Source organism: Bythopirellula polymerisocia (assembly GCF_007860015.1).
GTDB lineage: Bacteria > Planctomycetota > Planctomycetia > Pirellulales > Lacipirellulaceae > Bythopirellula > Bythopirellula polymerisocia.
Genome location: NZ_SJPS01000001.1, coordinates 1,247,416 through 1,264,464, shown reverse-complemented (window position 1 = coordinate 1,264,464; position 17,049 = coordinate 1,247,416). Strand labels below are relative to the sequence as shown.

Annotated in this window: 13 protein-coding genes; 3 read left to right on the top strand and 10 right to left on the bottom strand. The window is 53.1% G+C overall.

Annotated features, from left to right (window positions below; genetic code table 11):
* Window positions 1-48: 48 nt before the first annotated feature.
* From Pla144_RS05000 to Pla144_RS04990, 3 genes are all read left to right on the top strand, one after another.
* Window positions 49-414, top strand: coding sequence for a DUF2089 domain-containing protein (locus tag Pla144_RS05000; RefSeq protein WP_146448372.1), 366 nt, complete (start codon window positions 49-51; stop codon window positions 412-414).
* A 57-nt stretch (window positions 415-471) separates the two neighbouring features.
* Complete coding sequence (locus tag Pla144_RS04995; RefSeq protein ID WP_146448369.1) at window positions 472-2,463, top strand: tetratricopeptide repeat protein; 1,992 nt, start codon at window positions 472-474, stop codon at window positions 2,461-2,463.
* Between the two features lie 498 nt (window positions 2,464-2,961).
* The gene (locus Pla144_RS04990; RefSeq protein WP_146448366.1) at window positions 2,962-3,774 is read left to right on the top strand and encodes a PEP-CTERM sorting domain-containing protein; all 813 of its coding nucleotides are present in this window, start codon (window positions 2,962-2,964) and stop codon (window positions 3,772-3,774) included.
* 36 nt (window positions 3,775-3,810) lie between these two features.
* On the opposite strand, the gene Pla144_RS04985 is transcribed toward Pla144_RS04990, so the two are convergent.
* The 10 genes from Pla144_RS04985 to Pla144_RS04940 form a co-directional block, all read right to left on the bottom strand.
* Window positions 3,811-4,458: an HAD family hydrolase gene (locus Pla144_RS04985; protein ID WP_197530388.1), complete on the bottom strand. Its 648-nt coding sequence runs from the start codon at window positions 4,456-4,458 to the stop codon at window positions 3,811-3,813.
* 155 nt (window positions 4,459-4,613) lie between these two features.
* Window positions 4,614-4,940, bottom strand: a complete 327-nt coding sequence (locus Pla144_RS04980; RefSeq protein WP_146448362.1) for a hypothetical protein — start codon at window positions 4,938-4,940, stop codon at window positions 4,614-4,616.
* A gap of 147 nt (window positions 4,941-5,087) precedes the next feature.
* Complete coding sequence (locus Pla144_RS04975; RefSeq protein ID WP_146448359.1) at window positions 5,088-5,453, bottom strand: hypothetical protein; 366 nt, start codon at window positions 5,451-5,453, stop codon at window positions 5,088-5,090.
* 110 nt (window positions 5,454-5,563) lie between these two features.
* Entirely contained in the window at window positions 5,564-5,920 is a 357-nt protein-coding gene (locus Pla144_RS04970; protein ID WP_146448356.1) for a hypothetical protein, read from the bottom strand.
* Window positions 5,921-6,119: 199 nt separating this feature from the next.
* Window positions 6,120-7,589, bottom strand: a complete 1,470-nt coding sequence (locus Pla144_RS04965; RefSeq protein ID WP_197530387.1) for an alpha-amylase family glycosyl hydrolase — start codon at window positions 7,587-7,589, stop codon at window positions 6,120-6,122.
* A 405-nt stretch (window positions 7,590-7,994) separates the two neighbouring features.
* The gene (locus Pla144_RS04960) at window positions 7,995-9,569 is read right to left on the bottom strand and encodes a glutamate synthase subunit beta (RefSeq protein ID WP_146448352.1); all 1,575 of its coding nucleotides are present in this window, start codon (window positions 9,567-9,569) and stop codon (window positions 7,995-7,997) included.
* A 74-nt stretch (window positions 9,570-9,643) separates the two neighbouring features.
* Complete coding sequence (locus Pla144_RS04955) at window positions 9,644-10,030, bottom strand: GxxExxY protein (RefSeq protein WP_146448349.1); 387 nt, start codon at window positions 10,028-10,030, stop codon at window positions 9,644-9,646.
* Between the two features lie 106 nt (window positions 10,031-10,136).
* The gene (locus Pla144_RS04950; protein ID WP_146448348.1) at window positions 10,137-14,795 is read right to left on the bottom strand and encodes a glutamate synthase-related protein; all 4,659 of its coding nucleotides are present in this window, start codon (window positions 14,793-14,795) and stop codon (window positions 10,137-10,139) included.
* A 39-nt stretch (window positions 14,796-14,834) separates the two neighbouring features.
* Entirely contained in the window at window positions 14,835-15,791 is a 957-nt protein-coding gene (locus Pla144_RS04945; protein WP_146448345.1) for a LysR family transcriptional regulator, read from the bottom strand.
* 554 nt (window positions 15,792-16,345) lie between these two features.
* A complete protein-coding gene (locus Pla144_RS04940) occupies window positions 16,346-16,555 on the bottom strand; it encodes a hypothetical protein (RefSeq protein WP_146448343.1) in 210 nt (69 codons plus the stop codon).
* Window positions 16,556-17,049 lie beyond the last annotated feature (494 nt).

The following is a 17,049-nucleotide window of genomic DNA, read 5'->3' as shown; positions in this document are numbered from 1 at the left end:
ACTACATTTTATTCATATTCGGAGAGAAATCAATACATAAAGTGAAACATGGAACCTAAGACCCCCAACGCTGAATGCCCTTATTGCCAGCAGGCGATGACCGTCAGTCGCATGACGTGTCACGCCTGCCAAATTGCGGTCGAGGCGACTTTTCCTACCGCACGGTTGGCAAACTTGCCCGTGGAGCACCAGAGGTTCATAGAAATATTCGTACTAGCCAGCGGGAGTCTCAAGGAAATCGCCGAACAGACGGGGGTCAGTTATCCGACCGTGCGATCGCGACTTGACAAGGTGATCGCGGCCCTTCGCGAGGAGATAGGTCGTACACAGAAGACGAAAGGTTCGATTCTCGACGCGGTGAGCGCCGGAAAGCTCTCTGCAGAGACCGCGGCCCAACTGATCAAGGCGATATAGAGAATGTCCAATAACCAATGACCAATTGCTAAGGACTAACAGCTAACGGCTACTACTATGGCACACAGTCAATCAACTTCCGAGAGCAACGATAAAACCACGTTGCCTCGTGACGAACAAGAAATCCTGGACTCGGCACTCCTGGAATCGGATCAATTGTTGGTCCGGTCACTTCACGACGACCAACAACGCCGCCGCAAGCGGATACTTTGGTTGTCTGTAATTCTAGTTGGAGGAGTAGCCATGACGACAGTACTTTGGTTCATTATGACTGGTCTGACGGCGGCGACCGTGTCGCGGGCAGACGTCAATGAAGCTCAGCAATTGAGTAAGGAGGGTTGGCAGCTTTGGCAGAAACAGCAGTTTGCCGATGCCGAAGAGAAGTTTGCCAAGTCGGTCGAATTGAACCCCAAGGATGCCGACGCCTGGAATGGGCTGGGCTGGACGCAATTCAACGGTGGTAGAAGCACTGAAGCGATTAAGGCATTTGAGCAATGTGTGAAGCTTAAGCCGAAACACCCGGCGGGCCTGAACGGACTGGGTCAGATCTATCTCATGTGGGGAGAGCTTCCTCAGGCAGAGAAGTATCTCAAGAAGGCCGCGCCCAATGCTCCGGCTGCCTGGTATGGGTTGGCCCGACTGTATTTGATTCAGGGGGATTTCAAGAAGGCGAAGCCATGGGTCGAGCGCCTAGCGCAAGATCCCAACAACGTCGAAGCGCAGCGGATGCTGGAAGCGGTGAAAAATGAGAAGTTGCCGGAAGACTTGAAGATCATGCTCCAACCGGCGGGCAAACCGGAAGTTACCGAAGAAGTCGAAGAGGAGAAAACCGAACCATCCACTGAGGCCGATGCGGCCCTGGAAGATTTACGTCGAACGATCATTTGTTACGATCTGTCCTTCGATCAAGTATTGTCCGACTCTCTCTCCAAGTATGACGAGGATCGGTTGGAACTATTTCCTACGAAATCGTCATGGCCCGATGGTTTGATGGCAAACCTGGTACGAAGCCAGCCGGGTGGAAAAAAGCTCAAGTTGGACGCGGATGCAAAGGGCTATAGCGATGATCAACCAGGAACTTTTGAGTTCACAGAGCCGTTGTCAGCGCCTGTCCGCGTCGATAATTACCAGACATTGCTCTTCTTGGACGGAATTGGTAAATCGGGTTCCGTATTGATAGACAGCTATGCACTCGTCTATTGCCACGGCGACGTCGAGGGGATTATCAATTCTCAAAGCTATAGCACAACGGTGATTCGTGGAAATGTCAGTGGCCGGCTGAGAAATGCCTCGTACGGGCATTGGGTAATTTTTGGCAAGTTCACGGGGAAATACGAGCAAGAGTCCTCAGGGACGCTTCGCATCCTGGGAGGTTTTGATGGCGAGATCAAGCTTGCGAAGCGGGCTAAAGTCTATCTGGGGGGCAAGACGTTGGCATCTGCCCTAGAAAGAATCGACGGCGCTGGGACCGTCTACCTGGAGGAATCGGATCTAGAACCCGGTGAGCACCAAATAGGTAGGCTGACCGTCATCGTTGGGGACCTGGTCGAAGAGAAACCGAAATTGGTTCACAACGCAATCGACCAAGACAACACCTTCCAGGAGGCCTGGCAAGTTTTTTTCAGCCGGGATTACGAGAATTCAGAAGAGATGTTTCGGAGCGTCTTAGAAAAGACACCTGAGAATCCGCATGCTATGAATGGCCTTGGTTGGTCACTGTTGAATCAAAAGAAGTATGAGGAAGCAAAGCCCTGGCTGGAAAAATCTATTACCATTGAAGAGAACCATTGGGGGGCCCTAACGGGTATGGCCGTAATCATGAGAGAAGAAGGGAAGCTGGATGAGGCCGTCGCGATCTGGGAGCGGATTGCCGAGAACAGTAAGGGTCCTAATGACGCGACGATCAATCTGGCGGACTATTATCTAGAGCAAAAGGAGTTCGACAAAGCGGCCAAGTGCTATCGCAAGTTGATCGAATGGTATCCTGACCAGAATGAGTTCAAGGGTCGTCTGGAGCAGGCTGAGGAAGGATTAGAAAAAGAGGAGTAGTCATTAGATTGGGTTTCAACGGGGGCGCGGCCGAGTGCCGTGCGAGGTAAACATGTGCCGTGTCCAGCTCCGCGGCTGGCCGCGCCCCAATGACTTCTCTTGTTGGATGGTGTGTTCAAATAGGCAAGAATCGCCGTTTTCTCGTGGAAACAACCAATTCATTGCCTTCCACACCCTGGAGGTTACAATATAGATTGCCGAGGACAAGTCTCCGGAAGTCCATTTTTCTCCCATTACTACCCGCTTTTTGCAGGTTGTTGCTCGTGTATTCATCGCGCCGTTGATCAACTGAGTATTTCTCGCCGATCTTTCTTGCGCTCTCCTCGCTCTGGTTCTTACTGCTGAGCAATCAGTTTGTGTTATTACCTAGCGCACGATTTCTCAATTGGACGGTTCGCTGAAACAATTCCTGGAATTATGATGCTAAATAGAATTCTATGTTTGCTCTGTCTCGTAACTTGTCTAGTCGGCAGTCAACCTGCTCGAGCAGCTTTCGACATGTCGATATCCATCAACTCGAGTGGGTTTAACGCTTCCCAACTTACTTCTTTGCAGGCGTCGCTCGATCTGGCAGAGGCACGCTGGGAGAATGTGATCACAGGCTATCAACCTGGGATCAGTATCACAGGTGTTTCTATCACGACCGTAGCCGGGTCGGCTTTCGCAGCTGCCGCGCCAGGGTCGATCGTCTCACAAGGTGGCTTTTACTTGTCGACCACTGGAACGCTGTTTGTTAACCCGGCAGTGATCGACGCTTACGCAAGCTGGAACGGCGTAGGTCCTACCAATCCGAATCCTGCCTACTTGGGGCTCAATTATCTCGACGACATCCTGGGCCACGAAATCGGCCATGCACTTGGAATTGGAACACTCTGGGATGACAACGGTGTCTCAATGGGGGGTACTGGCCAATATACCGGCACGTATGGAGTGCAGGCCTACCAGATGGAGTTCGATCCCTTGGCTACGTTCGTGCCTGTGGAGCAAGCTGGTGGTACCGGCACACCCGACAATCACTGGAACCAACTCATGCGGAGTAGCGCCCAAGAAGGCAATCCCAGCGATCCATGGAGTTTGTCTCCTCTGACGGGCATCACCGATGCCCAGGGCCGTGACTTCGCCATGGAACTCATGACCGGAGCGCTGGATCCCGACTATGGAGAGCCTTTCCTCAGTATGACGACCGTCCAGTCGCTGCGGGACATGGGATTTACGGTCGTTCCCGAACCAAGTGGGATGGTGCTGCTAGCCTGCGCCGCTGGAGTGATCACTACTGGAAGACGACGGAGGTCAGCGGTTACAAGGTTGTAATCGCTAAACCGCAAGCAAAAGGACCTCAAGGGGGATCTAGAGCGATCGCAACTTCGCGGGAGTAAGTTCTCGCAGACTATCCACCACGAGCATGGCGTGGGACATTTCTTCGCGGGTCGCTGTGCCGGTCAGCGCTACGCTGGCCATGCCGGCGCGGTTGGCGGCCTCGATGCCAGCTGGGGCATCTTCGACTACCACACACTCACTCGGTTCCGCTCCGAGTCGCTCTGCGGCAATCTGAAATACCTGAGGATCAGGCTTGCCTCGCGTTACGTCGACGCGGGTCACTTTGGCTGCGAACAACTCGGATCGGCCCAGGCAGTCGAGCGTGAGCGAGATATTCTCCGGCGGGCCGGACGAGCCGACCGCCAAGCGAAATCCCTCAGCGGAGAGGGCATCCAAGAGTTCGACTGCTCCGTCGATGGCGGGAAAGGACTCGCGGATGATGTCGCGATAAAGGGCTTCCTTGCGATCGTCCCATTCGCGGATCTCCGCATCCGAGAGATTATCCCCATAGAGAGCACCGATGATGTCGTGGCTGGTGCGACCGAACGTGGCGCGAAATTCCTGCTCTGTGAAGGAGACTCCCTTCTCAGCAAACATCTTGAGCCAGCTATCGTAGTGGGCCTGGTAAGAATCGATGAGTACGCCATCGACATCAAAGATCACGGCAGATCGAGACACGGGATTGCTTTCTGAGAAATGGGGGGGATGGTCGCGCAGTCTGGTGCGACACGATGCCACATTGGAACTTGCTGGCATTTCCGTGTAAACCCGTACTTGAAATCTGGCCAAATGTCAGAATCACGAAAGTGGCCTGCGAGCCACTTCCAGTTTCATTAACCTCCATCGTCGGAAGTAAGGAGCAGGATAATCTTTGCAACAGCGAGAATCCGCTCTGGCTGGTAAATCGACTGACGGCACAAGAAATCCCAAGTACTCCTGGCGTGTCGAAGGTATTCCCAACGAGTTTCTTGAACAGCCTCTGACCCGAGTGATGCGAGCGCAGTCTTCCATGCCGTGCCTGCTTCGTCGAGAGCCGTTTCGTCGCCAGCAATGGCGGGAAAAATAATATCGTCGAGATATTCTAGTTGATCTGTGACTTCGCTGGTATCTTCCAACGAGGATTGAACTGATGGAACTTTAAAATCAAGAGGGGAACTCATATCTTGCTCTCGTTAAAGAAGTTTCGAATCGTCAATAAAAGAGACTACTAGGAGAAGCCGAAAAATAGATTTACGACGTACCCTGGCAACAATGACGTTGCCAGGGTGGTCGCTGTCACCTAACGAGAAAACCAAAACGGGCCAACATTAGCCGATCATCGCTGGAGCAGATCTCTGATAGGCGCGACTCTGCTGCGGGCAGTGTCGCCGTGAACTACCCATATAAGAGGTTGGCTTCCAGTGCGTCGGCTGATAGGCCAGAGCATCGAGTGAAGAACTTGGTTGCGAAAACAAAGGGTACGTCAACGCTTCCGCCAATTTCTTCTTGTCTTCCTCTTTCTTCTTCTCGAAGGATTTTTGTGTGGCAGAGAAAGCATTCCATGTGACGTCAGGCTTCTTGTTTTCCTTCTTCTTCGCCTCTTTCGCAGTCGAACTTGCCAAAGCAAATCCAGATACACTCGCCAGTACGATCGTAGATACCAACATTGTTACAATTGAAGATTTAGTGGACATAAAATGAATCCTTGTGTTAATTGGCACGCAGAGTGATAAACACCATTTTGGACCACGTGGTGCCAGTCGGTTTAGAAATCAAACACGAATTTACAGATCAGGCGGGAATCCTAAATCTGCAATCGCACGTGCTGACTGACCAAAGAAAGATCGAATGGATTCTCTAAAGAGCAAAAACCGCGATCAGGAGACTGGACCGCGGAATGGTTGAGATTGAACTGCAACTGAATCTGTGCCAGTTCGAGATCAAAAGTATCGAGAACCTCATCTGCAGGCTGCCCATTCCGGACTGCGAGTGGAACTTTGTGATGGGCCGGTGTTACTGCATGTATTCCAACAGTATCAAGTGAAGCCGCGGACAAAAGTAGCGGCGCATCGAGCTGAATGCCTACAGCGTAGGCTGGAACAAAGCCCACCAGTAGGGACAGAGTCGCTGCCAAAGCAATTGTTTTACAATATGGAACCATGGATAACCTTCGATTATTGATTATCTCAACCCACTACGCGGCAGCCAAGAGGAATGTTCGGAGCTCCCAAAAAAATTTGGGGACTTGCTATCTTTTCTTCCTCCAACCGGTGATAGCAAGCCGGGAAAACGTTCTAGGCAAAGCCTAAGGAAATGGCACGTCATTTGCTAGTGCCAGTTGGAGTCAGAAACACCTCAAGCTATCTCCAGGAATGTGAGCGCCTAGATATCCCAACTAAAACTGTGCAAGTGAAAAATAGCAATCCAACCGAAGCAGGCTCAGGAACTGGCGTGGCCGTTGCTCCCTGCGGTACAGGATTTCCATAGTTGGTCTGCCACTCCAATAGATCAAGAGCATTCGGTGGATCCGTTAGTACTCCTCGCTGCCAGGCAAAAAAGTCGGCCCCATCAACATCGCCATCCAGATCGAAATCTCCTGGTTGAGCGGTAGGTGGAGAGAGGAACAAGACTTCATAGGCATCAAGTGAATAGGAAGCAGTCAGCGTTTCAGAATTTCCCGTGAATTGATCAATCCACTCCCCTTGCCAGTCAGATGGAACCGAGATCGAGGCAGAAAAGTTTCTGGTATTGATCAAAACCAGGACCCGGTCATCTTGGTTTTCGCGAAGAACCATCGCCACTTCGGTGTTACTGCGATCGGTCAGGGCGCCTCCACGTAGAGCCTCGTGTGACTCGCGGATATCTAACAGATCGCTATACCACTCGGAGGTACTTTGCCCCGTTGACCAATCGAGCGGAGATTTCGAGAAAATGGGCACGTTGTTTGACCAGCCGATCTCTTGGCCGTTATAGACCAAGGGAGTTCCGTCATAGGCAATGACTGCTGCATAAGCAGCCAGAGAGGCATTCAATCCTCCGAAAAGTACCGGAGGAGTGGCATTCCATGCGCTCTCGTCGTGATTGGTGGTATATCGCAGGATGCTCTTGCCAGCAGGAATCTGCGAAAACTCTTGGTTGTGTTTGAGGCCAAGTAATCTCGCTGAACCAGACGAATTGAACACCTTATCAAGCTCGCCAAAGAATCCAAAGCTCCAAGTCAGATCGAAACCGGCATCATAATGGTCGGTACGAGCACCCTCGGCTAACATGAGCAAGGGACGTTGGGTTGCGCTACGAACGGCAGTAATCGCTTGCTGCCAGAAATCGAAAGGCACAAAGTCTGCCGCGTCGGCCCGGAACCCGTCGATCCCTACGTCAGCAACCCAGTACTGCATTTCACTGATCATTGCCGAACGCATGGCAGCGCTGTTGTAGTTGAGGTCGGCGACATCCATCCAATTGGTACCCGGAGGATGGATGATCTGACCCTGAGCGTTCTGCGAATACCAATCAGGATGTGCATTTATCCACTGGTGATCCCAAGCCGTGTGATTGGCAACCCAATCCATGAGTACAAACATACCTCGATTGTGGGCATCAGTGACGAGCGTACTCAAGTCGGATAGCGCACCATACTCACTACTCACCACGCCGTAGTCCATGACCGAATAGGGCGAACCGAGTTGGCCTACGCTGTTTAGTTGACCAATCGGATGAATCGGCATGAGCCAAAGAGTGTTAGCGCCGAGCGATTGAATCTCTTCGAGTCTGGCTGTGACCCCAGCCAAGTCACCTGCCTGGCTGAATGCTCGGAGGTTAACCTCGTACATCACAACATCTTGAGGATCGGGTATCGCCTGTGCGGTCGTAGCGGAAATGCAAAGGAGTAGCCCAACGAGAGGTCTCGCGGCAGATCGAATTGAAGCAATGAAATACAATCTGGAACTCCTAGACACCCTCCCCAGTTCCATAAATTCGCGATGCCAATTCTCGAAAGTATGCCACACAATCTTAGCCATTGAGCTTAATCTGTCGGGCATTTACAAAAGCAACATCTCTCAAGAGCATCAGGCATACATTGGCTGGTTCCGGTACTTGTTGCAATGCAATATTGGCGGCAGTGAGAGGAACAATACTTCCATAGTTCGTTGTCCATTCAGCGAATGCATAAATTAGTGATATCAGACAAGTTATGACTCAGTTGGAAACCGGGAGACACTAAAACTATGTATCGCCTAGACTACCTGCTGGGGCAGGTTCAGCCCTGGAGCAGATAGCACGGTATTCCCTGTGAGGAATTCGTCGATCGCACGCGCTGCACCACGACCTTCGTTGATTGCCCAGACAACGAGACTTTGGCCACGTCGGCAGTCGCCAGCGGCGAAGACCTTTTCCATGTTTGTGGTAAACGAGCCATGCTCGGCGGCAAATGTCTGCCAATTGCCGCGCGGGTTCTGCGTTTCGATGCCCAGCATTTCGCCGACTTCGAGTTCGGGACCGACGAATCCGGTAGCCAGGAATACCAAATCGGCGGGCCAGACTTTTTCGCTCCCCGGGACTTCGCTGAACGGGGCCTTCTCGCCTGGTTTGGACCAGTCCACGGTTACGGTTTTAACTCCGCTGATATGACCTTGGCCATCATCGACAAACTCTTTGGTCAACACATTGAACTGGCGGGGATCTTCACCTAGGCGGGCCTTCGTCTCGGCGTGGGAGTAGTCGACACGATAGACACGCGGCCACTGCGGCCATGGATTATTTGGAGCTCGCTCGGCGGGAGGCGTATCCAACAGTTCAAAATTGACGATGCTCTTTGCTCCGTGGCGGAGTGAGGTACCGATGCAGTCTGCTCCCGTGTCACCACCACCGATGACGATCACATGCTTGTCCTTGGCAGAGAGATATTTTTTGTCAGCAAGTTCTGAGTCCAATAGACTCTTGGTGTTGCGGGTGAGAAAATCCATCGCCAGATGGATCCCTTTCAAGTCGCGACCTGGGCAACGACCCGTGGGGTCGAAGGACTTAGTAGCCCCCGTGGCCATGAGTACCGCATCGTACTCCTCAATGAGTTCCTGCGGATCGATGAATTGCATCTCGCAACCACGCTCTTGCATGATCTGAGTCATGTGCCCCGCAGGAAAATCTTCTTTTCTGCCAACGTGGGCACAAGTGACGAACTCGACCCCTTCTTCGCGCAGAAGATTCACACGGCGCTCGACGACTCCCTTGTCGAGCTTCATGTTCGGGATGCCGTACATCAACAGCCCACCGATGCGATCGGCCCGCTCGTAGACAGTTACGGCATGGCCGGCCTTGTTGAGCTGCGCGGCGGCAGCCAATCCTGCGGGACCACTGCCGACAATGGCGACCCGCAGGCCGGTACGCTCGCTGGGGGGTTGGGCCACGACCCAACCCTCGGCAAACCCGCGGTCGATAATCGCGTTTTCGATGTTCTTGATCGTCACCGGGGGATTGGTGATCCCCAGCACGCATGCACCCTCGCAAGGGGCAGGACAAGCGCGGCCCGTAAACTCGGGGAAGTTGTTCGTCTTATGCAAGCGGTCTAGCGCGTCGCGCCAGCGATTTTGATAGACCAAGTCATTCCATTCGGGAATCAGATTGTCGATCGGACAACCATGATTCGACTGGCAGAACGGCACCCCGCAGTCCATACAGCGCGCACCCTGGGTACGCAATTGATCCACGATCGGCTCGGTGTAGATCTCCAAGAAATCTGCCGCCCGCTTGAGAGGGTCGCGATAGGGGACTACTTCGCGCTGAAACTCTTTAAATCCGGTAGGTTTTCCCATGTTACGCCATCTAAATTCTGTTTAAGTTGTCTCTCGCAAAGGCGCAAAGGCGCAAAGTGGAGAGAGTTTTTCTATTAGTCCAGATCGAGACCATTCACGATCCGCGTGATTCCGTTCCGGATAACTTCTTCGTTAAAGTTTATGAGCAAACCCAACTTCATATTCGTCAGACGAAGGTAAGTAAGTAGTTGCTTTTTGTGGATGTTCGCTAGTTGCTCGATCGATTTGACTTCGACAATTATCTTCCCCTCCACCAACAAATCCAATCGATATCCGTCCTCAAACAATACGCCATCATACATGACTAAGACAGGCAATTGTCGCTCAACTGTGAGCCCTCGCTTGTTCAATTCATAAGCCAAAACACTCTCGTAGACTGATTCGAGTAGACCGGGACCAAGGGTTGTATGAACCTTGAATGCAGCGTCTACGATCTCCTTAGAAATGGGGTTTTCATGCATCTTTCTACTAGCTAACAGTTCCCAAAATACTTAAACAAGACGAATACGCTGCCAGTCAGACTCCCTTGGCGCCTTAGCGCCTTTGCGAGAGTCTTGAATTTATGCATCAAACCGTCGCGGTTTCCTTGAATTGTTTCTGCTCCTGCAGGACTCGTTTGTAATCGATGGGCATAACCTTGACGAATTGCAGCAGACGCTCATCCCAGCGGTCGAGGATATCTGCGGCTACAGCGGAACCCGTGTAATTCTGGTGCATCTCAATCAGCTGCTTGAGTTCATCTACGTCATCTTCATCATCAACTTTCTCCAGGGCAACCATGCCGAGGTTGCAGTTGGCGAGCAAGTTGTCGTTGGGGTCCCAGATGTAGGCGATGCCACCACTCATGCCCGCGGCGAAATTGCGGCCTGTCGGACCGAGTATCACCACACGACCACCGGTCATGTACTCACAGCCGTGATCGCCCACGCCTTCAATTACCGTGTGGGCTCCGCTGTTTCGCACAGCAAATCGCTCGGCAGCACGGCCTCGGAAGAACGCCAAGCCTCCCGTGGCACCATACAGGCAGACATTGCCAACTAAAATATTGTCCTCGGCGGCAAAGGTCGCTTCCTTGGAAGGATAAATTACAATGCGTCCACCAGAGAGGCCCTTGCCGACATAGTCGTTGGCGTCTCCTTCGAGCTCTAGCGTGACACCCCTGGCCAAAAACGCGCCGAAGCTTTGTCCCGCCGAGCCGTGGAATTTAAAGTGAATCGTATCGTCCGGCAGACATTCAGCGCCCCACTTCTTGCAGATCTCGTTGGAGAGGATCGTGCCAACCGTGCGGTCGGTGTTGACAATTGCTAGTTCTTCACGGACCTTGTCGCCACGCTCCAGGGCCGGCTTAGCCAAGTCCAGGAGTTTCGTCATGTCGAGCGAGTGCTCCAGTCCATGATTTTGCGGCTGGGTCCAGTAGGTGCCGACATCGGGGCGTGGTTTTTTGACCGGGGAGAGCAGCGACGTGAGGTCCAGCCCGTCCGCTTTCCAATGCTTAATCGCAGCGTCGGTCTCCAGGCAGTCCACTCGGCCGACCATTTCATTGATCGTGCGGAAACCGAGTTCGGCCATGATTTGGCGGGCATCCTCCGCGACCATGAACAGATAGTTCACCACGTGCTCGGGCTTGCCGGCAAACTTGGCGCGTAATTCCGGGTCCTGCGTAGCAATGCCGACCGGACAGGTGTTCAAATGACACTTTCGCATCATAATGCAACCTAAGGTGATTAGTGGCGCAGTCGAGAAACCAAATTCCTCGGCCCCCAACATCGCCGCAATCACGACGTCTCGCCCCGTCTTTAGTCCACCGTCGGTCTGCAAGACAACGCGGCTGCGCAAGTCGTTGAGCACCAGGGTCTGGTGCGTTTCAGCGATTCCCAGTTCCCAAGGCAACCCCGCATGCTTGATGCTCGTGAGAGGCGAAGCGCCAGTGCCGCCGCCGTCACCGGAAATCAGGATATGGTCGGCGAAGCCCTTCGCCACCCCGGCGGCAATCGTACCGACTCCCACCTCGGAGACCAGCTTCACGCTCACCCGCGCGGCGCGGTTCGCATTTTTAAGATCGTGAATCAATTGCTTGAGGTCTTCGATCGAGTAAATGTCGTGATGCGGTGGGGGACTGATCAAGCCTACACCTGGCGTGGAATAGCGAATCCGCGCGATCGTGGCGTCCACTTTGCGACCTGGTAGCTCACCCCCTTCACCCGGTTTTGCACCCTGAGAGATCTTGATCTGCAACTCATCGGCGTTGGTGAGATAGTTGATCGTCACCCCAAACCGACCCGAAGCGACCTGCTTGATTGCGGATCGCTTGGAATCACCGTCGGGAAGTGGTTGAAAGCGAACGGGATCTTCTCCACCTTCGCCCGTGTTGCTCTTACCGCCCAATCGATTCATCGCGATGGCCAGACTCTCGTGGGCTTCAGCGGAGATCGAGCCAAATGACATCGCTCCTGTACAAAAGCGTTTGACGATCTCTTTGGTAGACATCACTTCGTCGAGAGGGATTGGCTTGGCACTCTCTTTGAATTTCAACAATCCTCTGAGCTGACAACGGGTCGCGGCGTCGTGGTTGATGTGCTCGGCAAACCGTCGATAGGAATCTTGATCCCCGGCGCGAGCGGCTATCTGGATATCCGCAATCGCTTGCGGGTCCCACATATGTCGCTCTCCTTCGGCGCGCCAATGAAACTCGCCCGGATTGGGAAGTAGCGGCAGCCGCGAGGATTTCATCTCGGGATAACCAAGCGTGTGCCGGCGCATGGCCTCTTCGGCCAGGATGTCGAAGTCAACACCTTGAATTCGACTGGCAGTCCCGACAAAGCACCGATCGATGACGTCACTCTTGAGTCCGACGGCTTCAAATATTTGTGCTCCCTTATAACTTTGCAACGTCGAGATGCCAATCTTGGCCATCACCTTGAGCATCCCTTTGGCGACACCCGTGCGATACTTCTTTACCAGATCGTGGTCTTCTTTGGTGACCGGGTCGTACAATTCGCCGTTGGCGGTAGCAGAGATTGCAGGACTGGCATAGCCTTCACCCGCTTCCTCATCGCTAACGGTCGGTTCGCCCGATTCCAAAAGGCCGTCGCGCCGTGCCTGCCAAAGTGCCTCGAATGCCAGATAGGGATTGATCGCGTCGGCTCCGTAGCCAATCAGCAGGCAATGGTGGTGTACTTCGCGGGCTTCCCCCGTCTCAACGACCAAACCAATCTGGGTACGCTTGGTCTGCTTTACCAGATGGTGATGTACAGCTCCGGTAGCAAGCAGGGAACTCAGCGGCACACGGTCGGCAGATATTTGACGATCGGAAAGCACTACGAGAGAGTAACCTTTATCGACAGCCGCTTCGGCTTTGGCACAAATGCGTTCCAGCGCGGCCACCATGCCAGCCTTGCCCTCGCTCTTAGGCCAAGTGATGTCGATCACCTTGGCTTTCCAGCCACGATGATCGATGTGTTTGAGCGAAGCCATCTGCTCATTGGAGAGAATCGGGTGCGGCAAGCGCAGCCGGTGGGCGTGTTCCTTGGTGGTTTCGAGCAAGTTCTGCTCTGGACCAATGTAGCACTCCAACGACATGATCACTTCCTCGCGGATGGAATCAATCGCTGGGTTGGTAACCTGTGCAAAGAGTTGCTTGAAGTAATCATAAATCAGCCGGGGCTTGTCCGAGAGACATGCCAAACAGGAATCGTTCCCCATCGAGCCTATGGGGTCCTTTTCCGCCGTGATCAATGGCAACAGCATGAAGCTCATCGATTCGATCGTAAAACCAAACGCCTGCATCCGCTCCATGAGCGTGGTGCTGTCGAATCCATGAGGCTCCTTGTTGGGTTCAAGTTCGTTCAAGTCAATCCGCTGATTGTTCAGCCAAGTCTTGTAAGGAAGCCGAGAAGCGAAATCGCTCTTGAGCTCCTCGTCTGGAATCAAACGACCTTCTTCGAAATCGATGAGAAACATGCGTCCCGGCTGAAGGCGGCCCTTGGCTTTAACGTTTTTTGGTTCGATGGACCGCAGTACTCCCACTTCGCTCGCCATGATGACGCGGTCGTCGTGGGTCAGATAGTAACGCGATGGCCTGAGCCCGTTGCGGTCGAGCACGGCTCCGATCACCTTGCCGTCCGAAAAGACGATCGAGGCCGGGCCGTCCCAAGGTTCCATCAGTGCGGAATTAAATTCGTAGAACGCCCGCTTTTCCTCGGACATAGTCTGGTGATTTTGCCAGGCCTCGGGGACCATCATCATGACCGACTCTTGGAGGGAGCGGCCATTCATCAAGAGGAATTCCAACACGTTATCAAAAGTGCCCGAGTCGCTGCAATCGGGCTCGGCAACGGGAAACAGCTTTTCCAAATCTTTGCCGAACAGTTTGCTCTCGATGACCCCTTCCCGGGCTCGCATCCAGTTCTTGTTGCCGCGCAGAGTGTTGATCTCTCCATTGTGGCTCATGAACCGGAGGGGCTGAGCACGGTCCCAAGAGGGGAACGTGTTGGTCGAAAACCGCGAATGCACCATCGCCAGATGGCTCGTGAAGTCTTTGTCGCTAAGGTCAGGATAGTATTGGAACAATTGCTCGGTCGTGAGCATCCCCTTGTAGATGATCACCTTGCTCGAGAGCGAGCAGATGTAGAACATTTTTGCTTGCGAGAGAGAACTGTCGGACCGCAGTCGATTGCTGGCTTGTTTGCGAATCAGGTAGAGCTGCCGCTCGAAGGCGTCTCCAGTGAACTTTTTTCCAGCCGCAATAATCAACTGCTCAATAGCAGGTTCGCCAGCCAATGCCGATGGGCCGATATCTGCTTTTTTGACATCCGTGGGTACTTCGCGCCAACCGACCAACTGCTGGCCGTGGACCTTGATGAGCTCTTCGACGACCGCTTTGCATTTGGCCCGCTCCTGAGAATCTTTCGGCAGAAACACATTGCCGGCGGCAAAGCTTCCAGGGGCAGGAAGATCTACGTTCAGTTCGTTCTTGACCACCTTATTGAGAAAATCGAAGGGCAAAGCCGTCAGTATCCCCGCACCGTCGCCCGTATTAGCCTCACAACCGCATGCGCCGCGGTGATCCATGTTGCGCAATACCTGCTCGGCATCAAGCAGAATCTGGTGGCTCCGTTCCCCTTTTATATGGGCAACAAAGCCCACACCGCATGAATCGTGTTCATGGGCCGGATCATACAATCCCTGCTTAGCCGGAAAAGGAGAATAATGTTGTGCGTGTTCCATCGTGAACATCCTCATAAAAATATGTCAGGCTCTCAACGGCTATTGCCAGTGAGTGACCCCATTGTTGGCTGATACCGCCTGAAGAGCTTCTGAAAAGTTGGGCGGATCTGAAAACTCGGGATCGGATTGCAAAAGTTCGATAAAGTTGTTTGCCAATTCCCGCAACGGGCGATCCCGTCGATGCATGATCCCCAAGGGACGGGACTGTTGCTCGCCTTCCAGAGTCACCATGACCAGTGAGCCGGAAGCGATTTCTTTGGCGACCGTGGGTTCTGGAAGCAGGCTGATCCCCTCGTTGATTTCGATCGCCCGCTTCATGGTTTCGATATTGTCGAATTCGAACGCAATATGCGGCTCAACATCGTGGATCATCAGCAAACGATCGATCTCTGCGCGAATCCGCAGCCCCGCTTCGAAGGCCACCAAGGGTTCGCCAGAGAGATCGGCATAGTTAACCGATTGTTCTTTTGCCAATCGATGCTTAGGGTGGCACACCAGGACGAGTGACTCGTTGCGCCAGGGAATCGCCGCCATCGTGCGAGTTTCTTCGGGGTAGCTTACTAGCCCCAAGTCCACTTCTCCTTGCTCAACCACCTCCAAGACGCGGTCAGGATGCAAATATTCCAGCCGGACTTGGGCGTTGGGATACTTGGCCGAGAAGTGCCGGATGAAGAGACTCATGTGAGCCAGCCCCACCGAATAGATCGATGCCACTAATAAGCGGCCTGCCGAGGCGTCACGAAGAGTGCGAACTTCGTTTTCCAACTCATCGTAAGAGCGCACGATTTGGCGGCAGCCCTCGAAGTAGCGTTCCCCCTCGGGAGTTAGCACGAAAGGGCGCTTGGAGCGGTCGAGCAGCTTTGCCCCCAACCGCTCCTCGAGTTGATGTACCACCTGGCTAGCATTTGATTGCGAGATCCCATTGTCGTCGGCAGCCCGCGAAAAGCTCCGCCGCTCGACAATATCACAGTATATTTTTAAGGACTTGATGTGCATGATTTGAGCCAAGTAATGCCTATCTTTTCCAACGGGATCGATGCGACACCCGAAGGGGGCCGCTAGCACCCGTCGGAGAGGTGTCAAAAAGCGAGTTTCGCAACGCTTGAACTACGACTGGACCGCGAGAAGTTCCGTCTACTCATACAAAGCGGCAGCAATGTCCTATTGCTTCTTCAATTCGCGCAAGAAATTATCGTCACAGCGTGAAACTGATTGTAGCTAAATGACTTGCGGCCGATGGCGCTCAGTTGTTTCAAAAATCCCAGACCGGAACAGCAACTGGTCGAACCCTTTAATTATCAGAGTTACAAATACCCGAGCCATCCAGAATCTAAAATCAAGATACTAGATTATCCCCCCAGGTTCGCGCCGTCAAGAAGGCGAAAAACCGGGGTTGGGGGTGGATAAATGGCAGGTGTACGGTATCGGGAGGAGTTCCTGGGTAACGCCGACAGTCGGCCGGAATTGGCGTGGCTATCCAGTCCAATCTTGTTCGCCCGATTGCCGGTGTGCAGGGAATGAAGGCAACCTCATATGTCCCCTTGCCCTTTTCAGCCTGCTACCGACAATACTGACGGCGGAACCAACATGCCGCCTCCATTCTTTCGGCTCGTTGCCACCAGTAGGAGACTCGGTGGCAACGGGTTTTTTTCTGGCACGACGCTGCCGTGTCGGAAGCACAGATAATCAGAAAATGCTTCCCTTTCGCTGGCAATTGGATCGTCGGCAATAAAGGGCTCCGGTTTTCCTGCTTCGAGCATTTTTCCCTATCCATCTGGTATACTGAGCGCAGTGGTTCGAGCCTTTTCTGATGGGTAAGTACTTTATGTGGCAGCAACTCCGTCTGGGTGCGGCTTGTTTTTCGCTAGGTCTGTGCGCATTTCTCGGAGTGGTTGGGGTGAGGAGCTATGACTACTACGGCGCATTGTATGGTCGATTTTCCCCGTCTAGACAATGGGTACTTTCTTCCTGGGAAGGTCGAATATTGGTTGGATGGAATATTATCCCTAGCCCCGGCGTTGTTTCTCAAAGTGTAGATATTATTTCCAATCGTGTGGGTTTTTTAGAAGGGGGCTTTGTGCCTGCCAAGACTCACACAGATCACACGCGATTTGTCTTTGGGCGAATACCGTTACTTCTAGACCCTCCGAAGTTTTATTTCGGATTCAATGGCCAACTCCGCAAGTTGGTTTGGAAGGGATCGATTCCATATTGGTTTTTATGTTTAGCAACTGCGATGCTCGCAATACTCTTG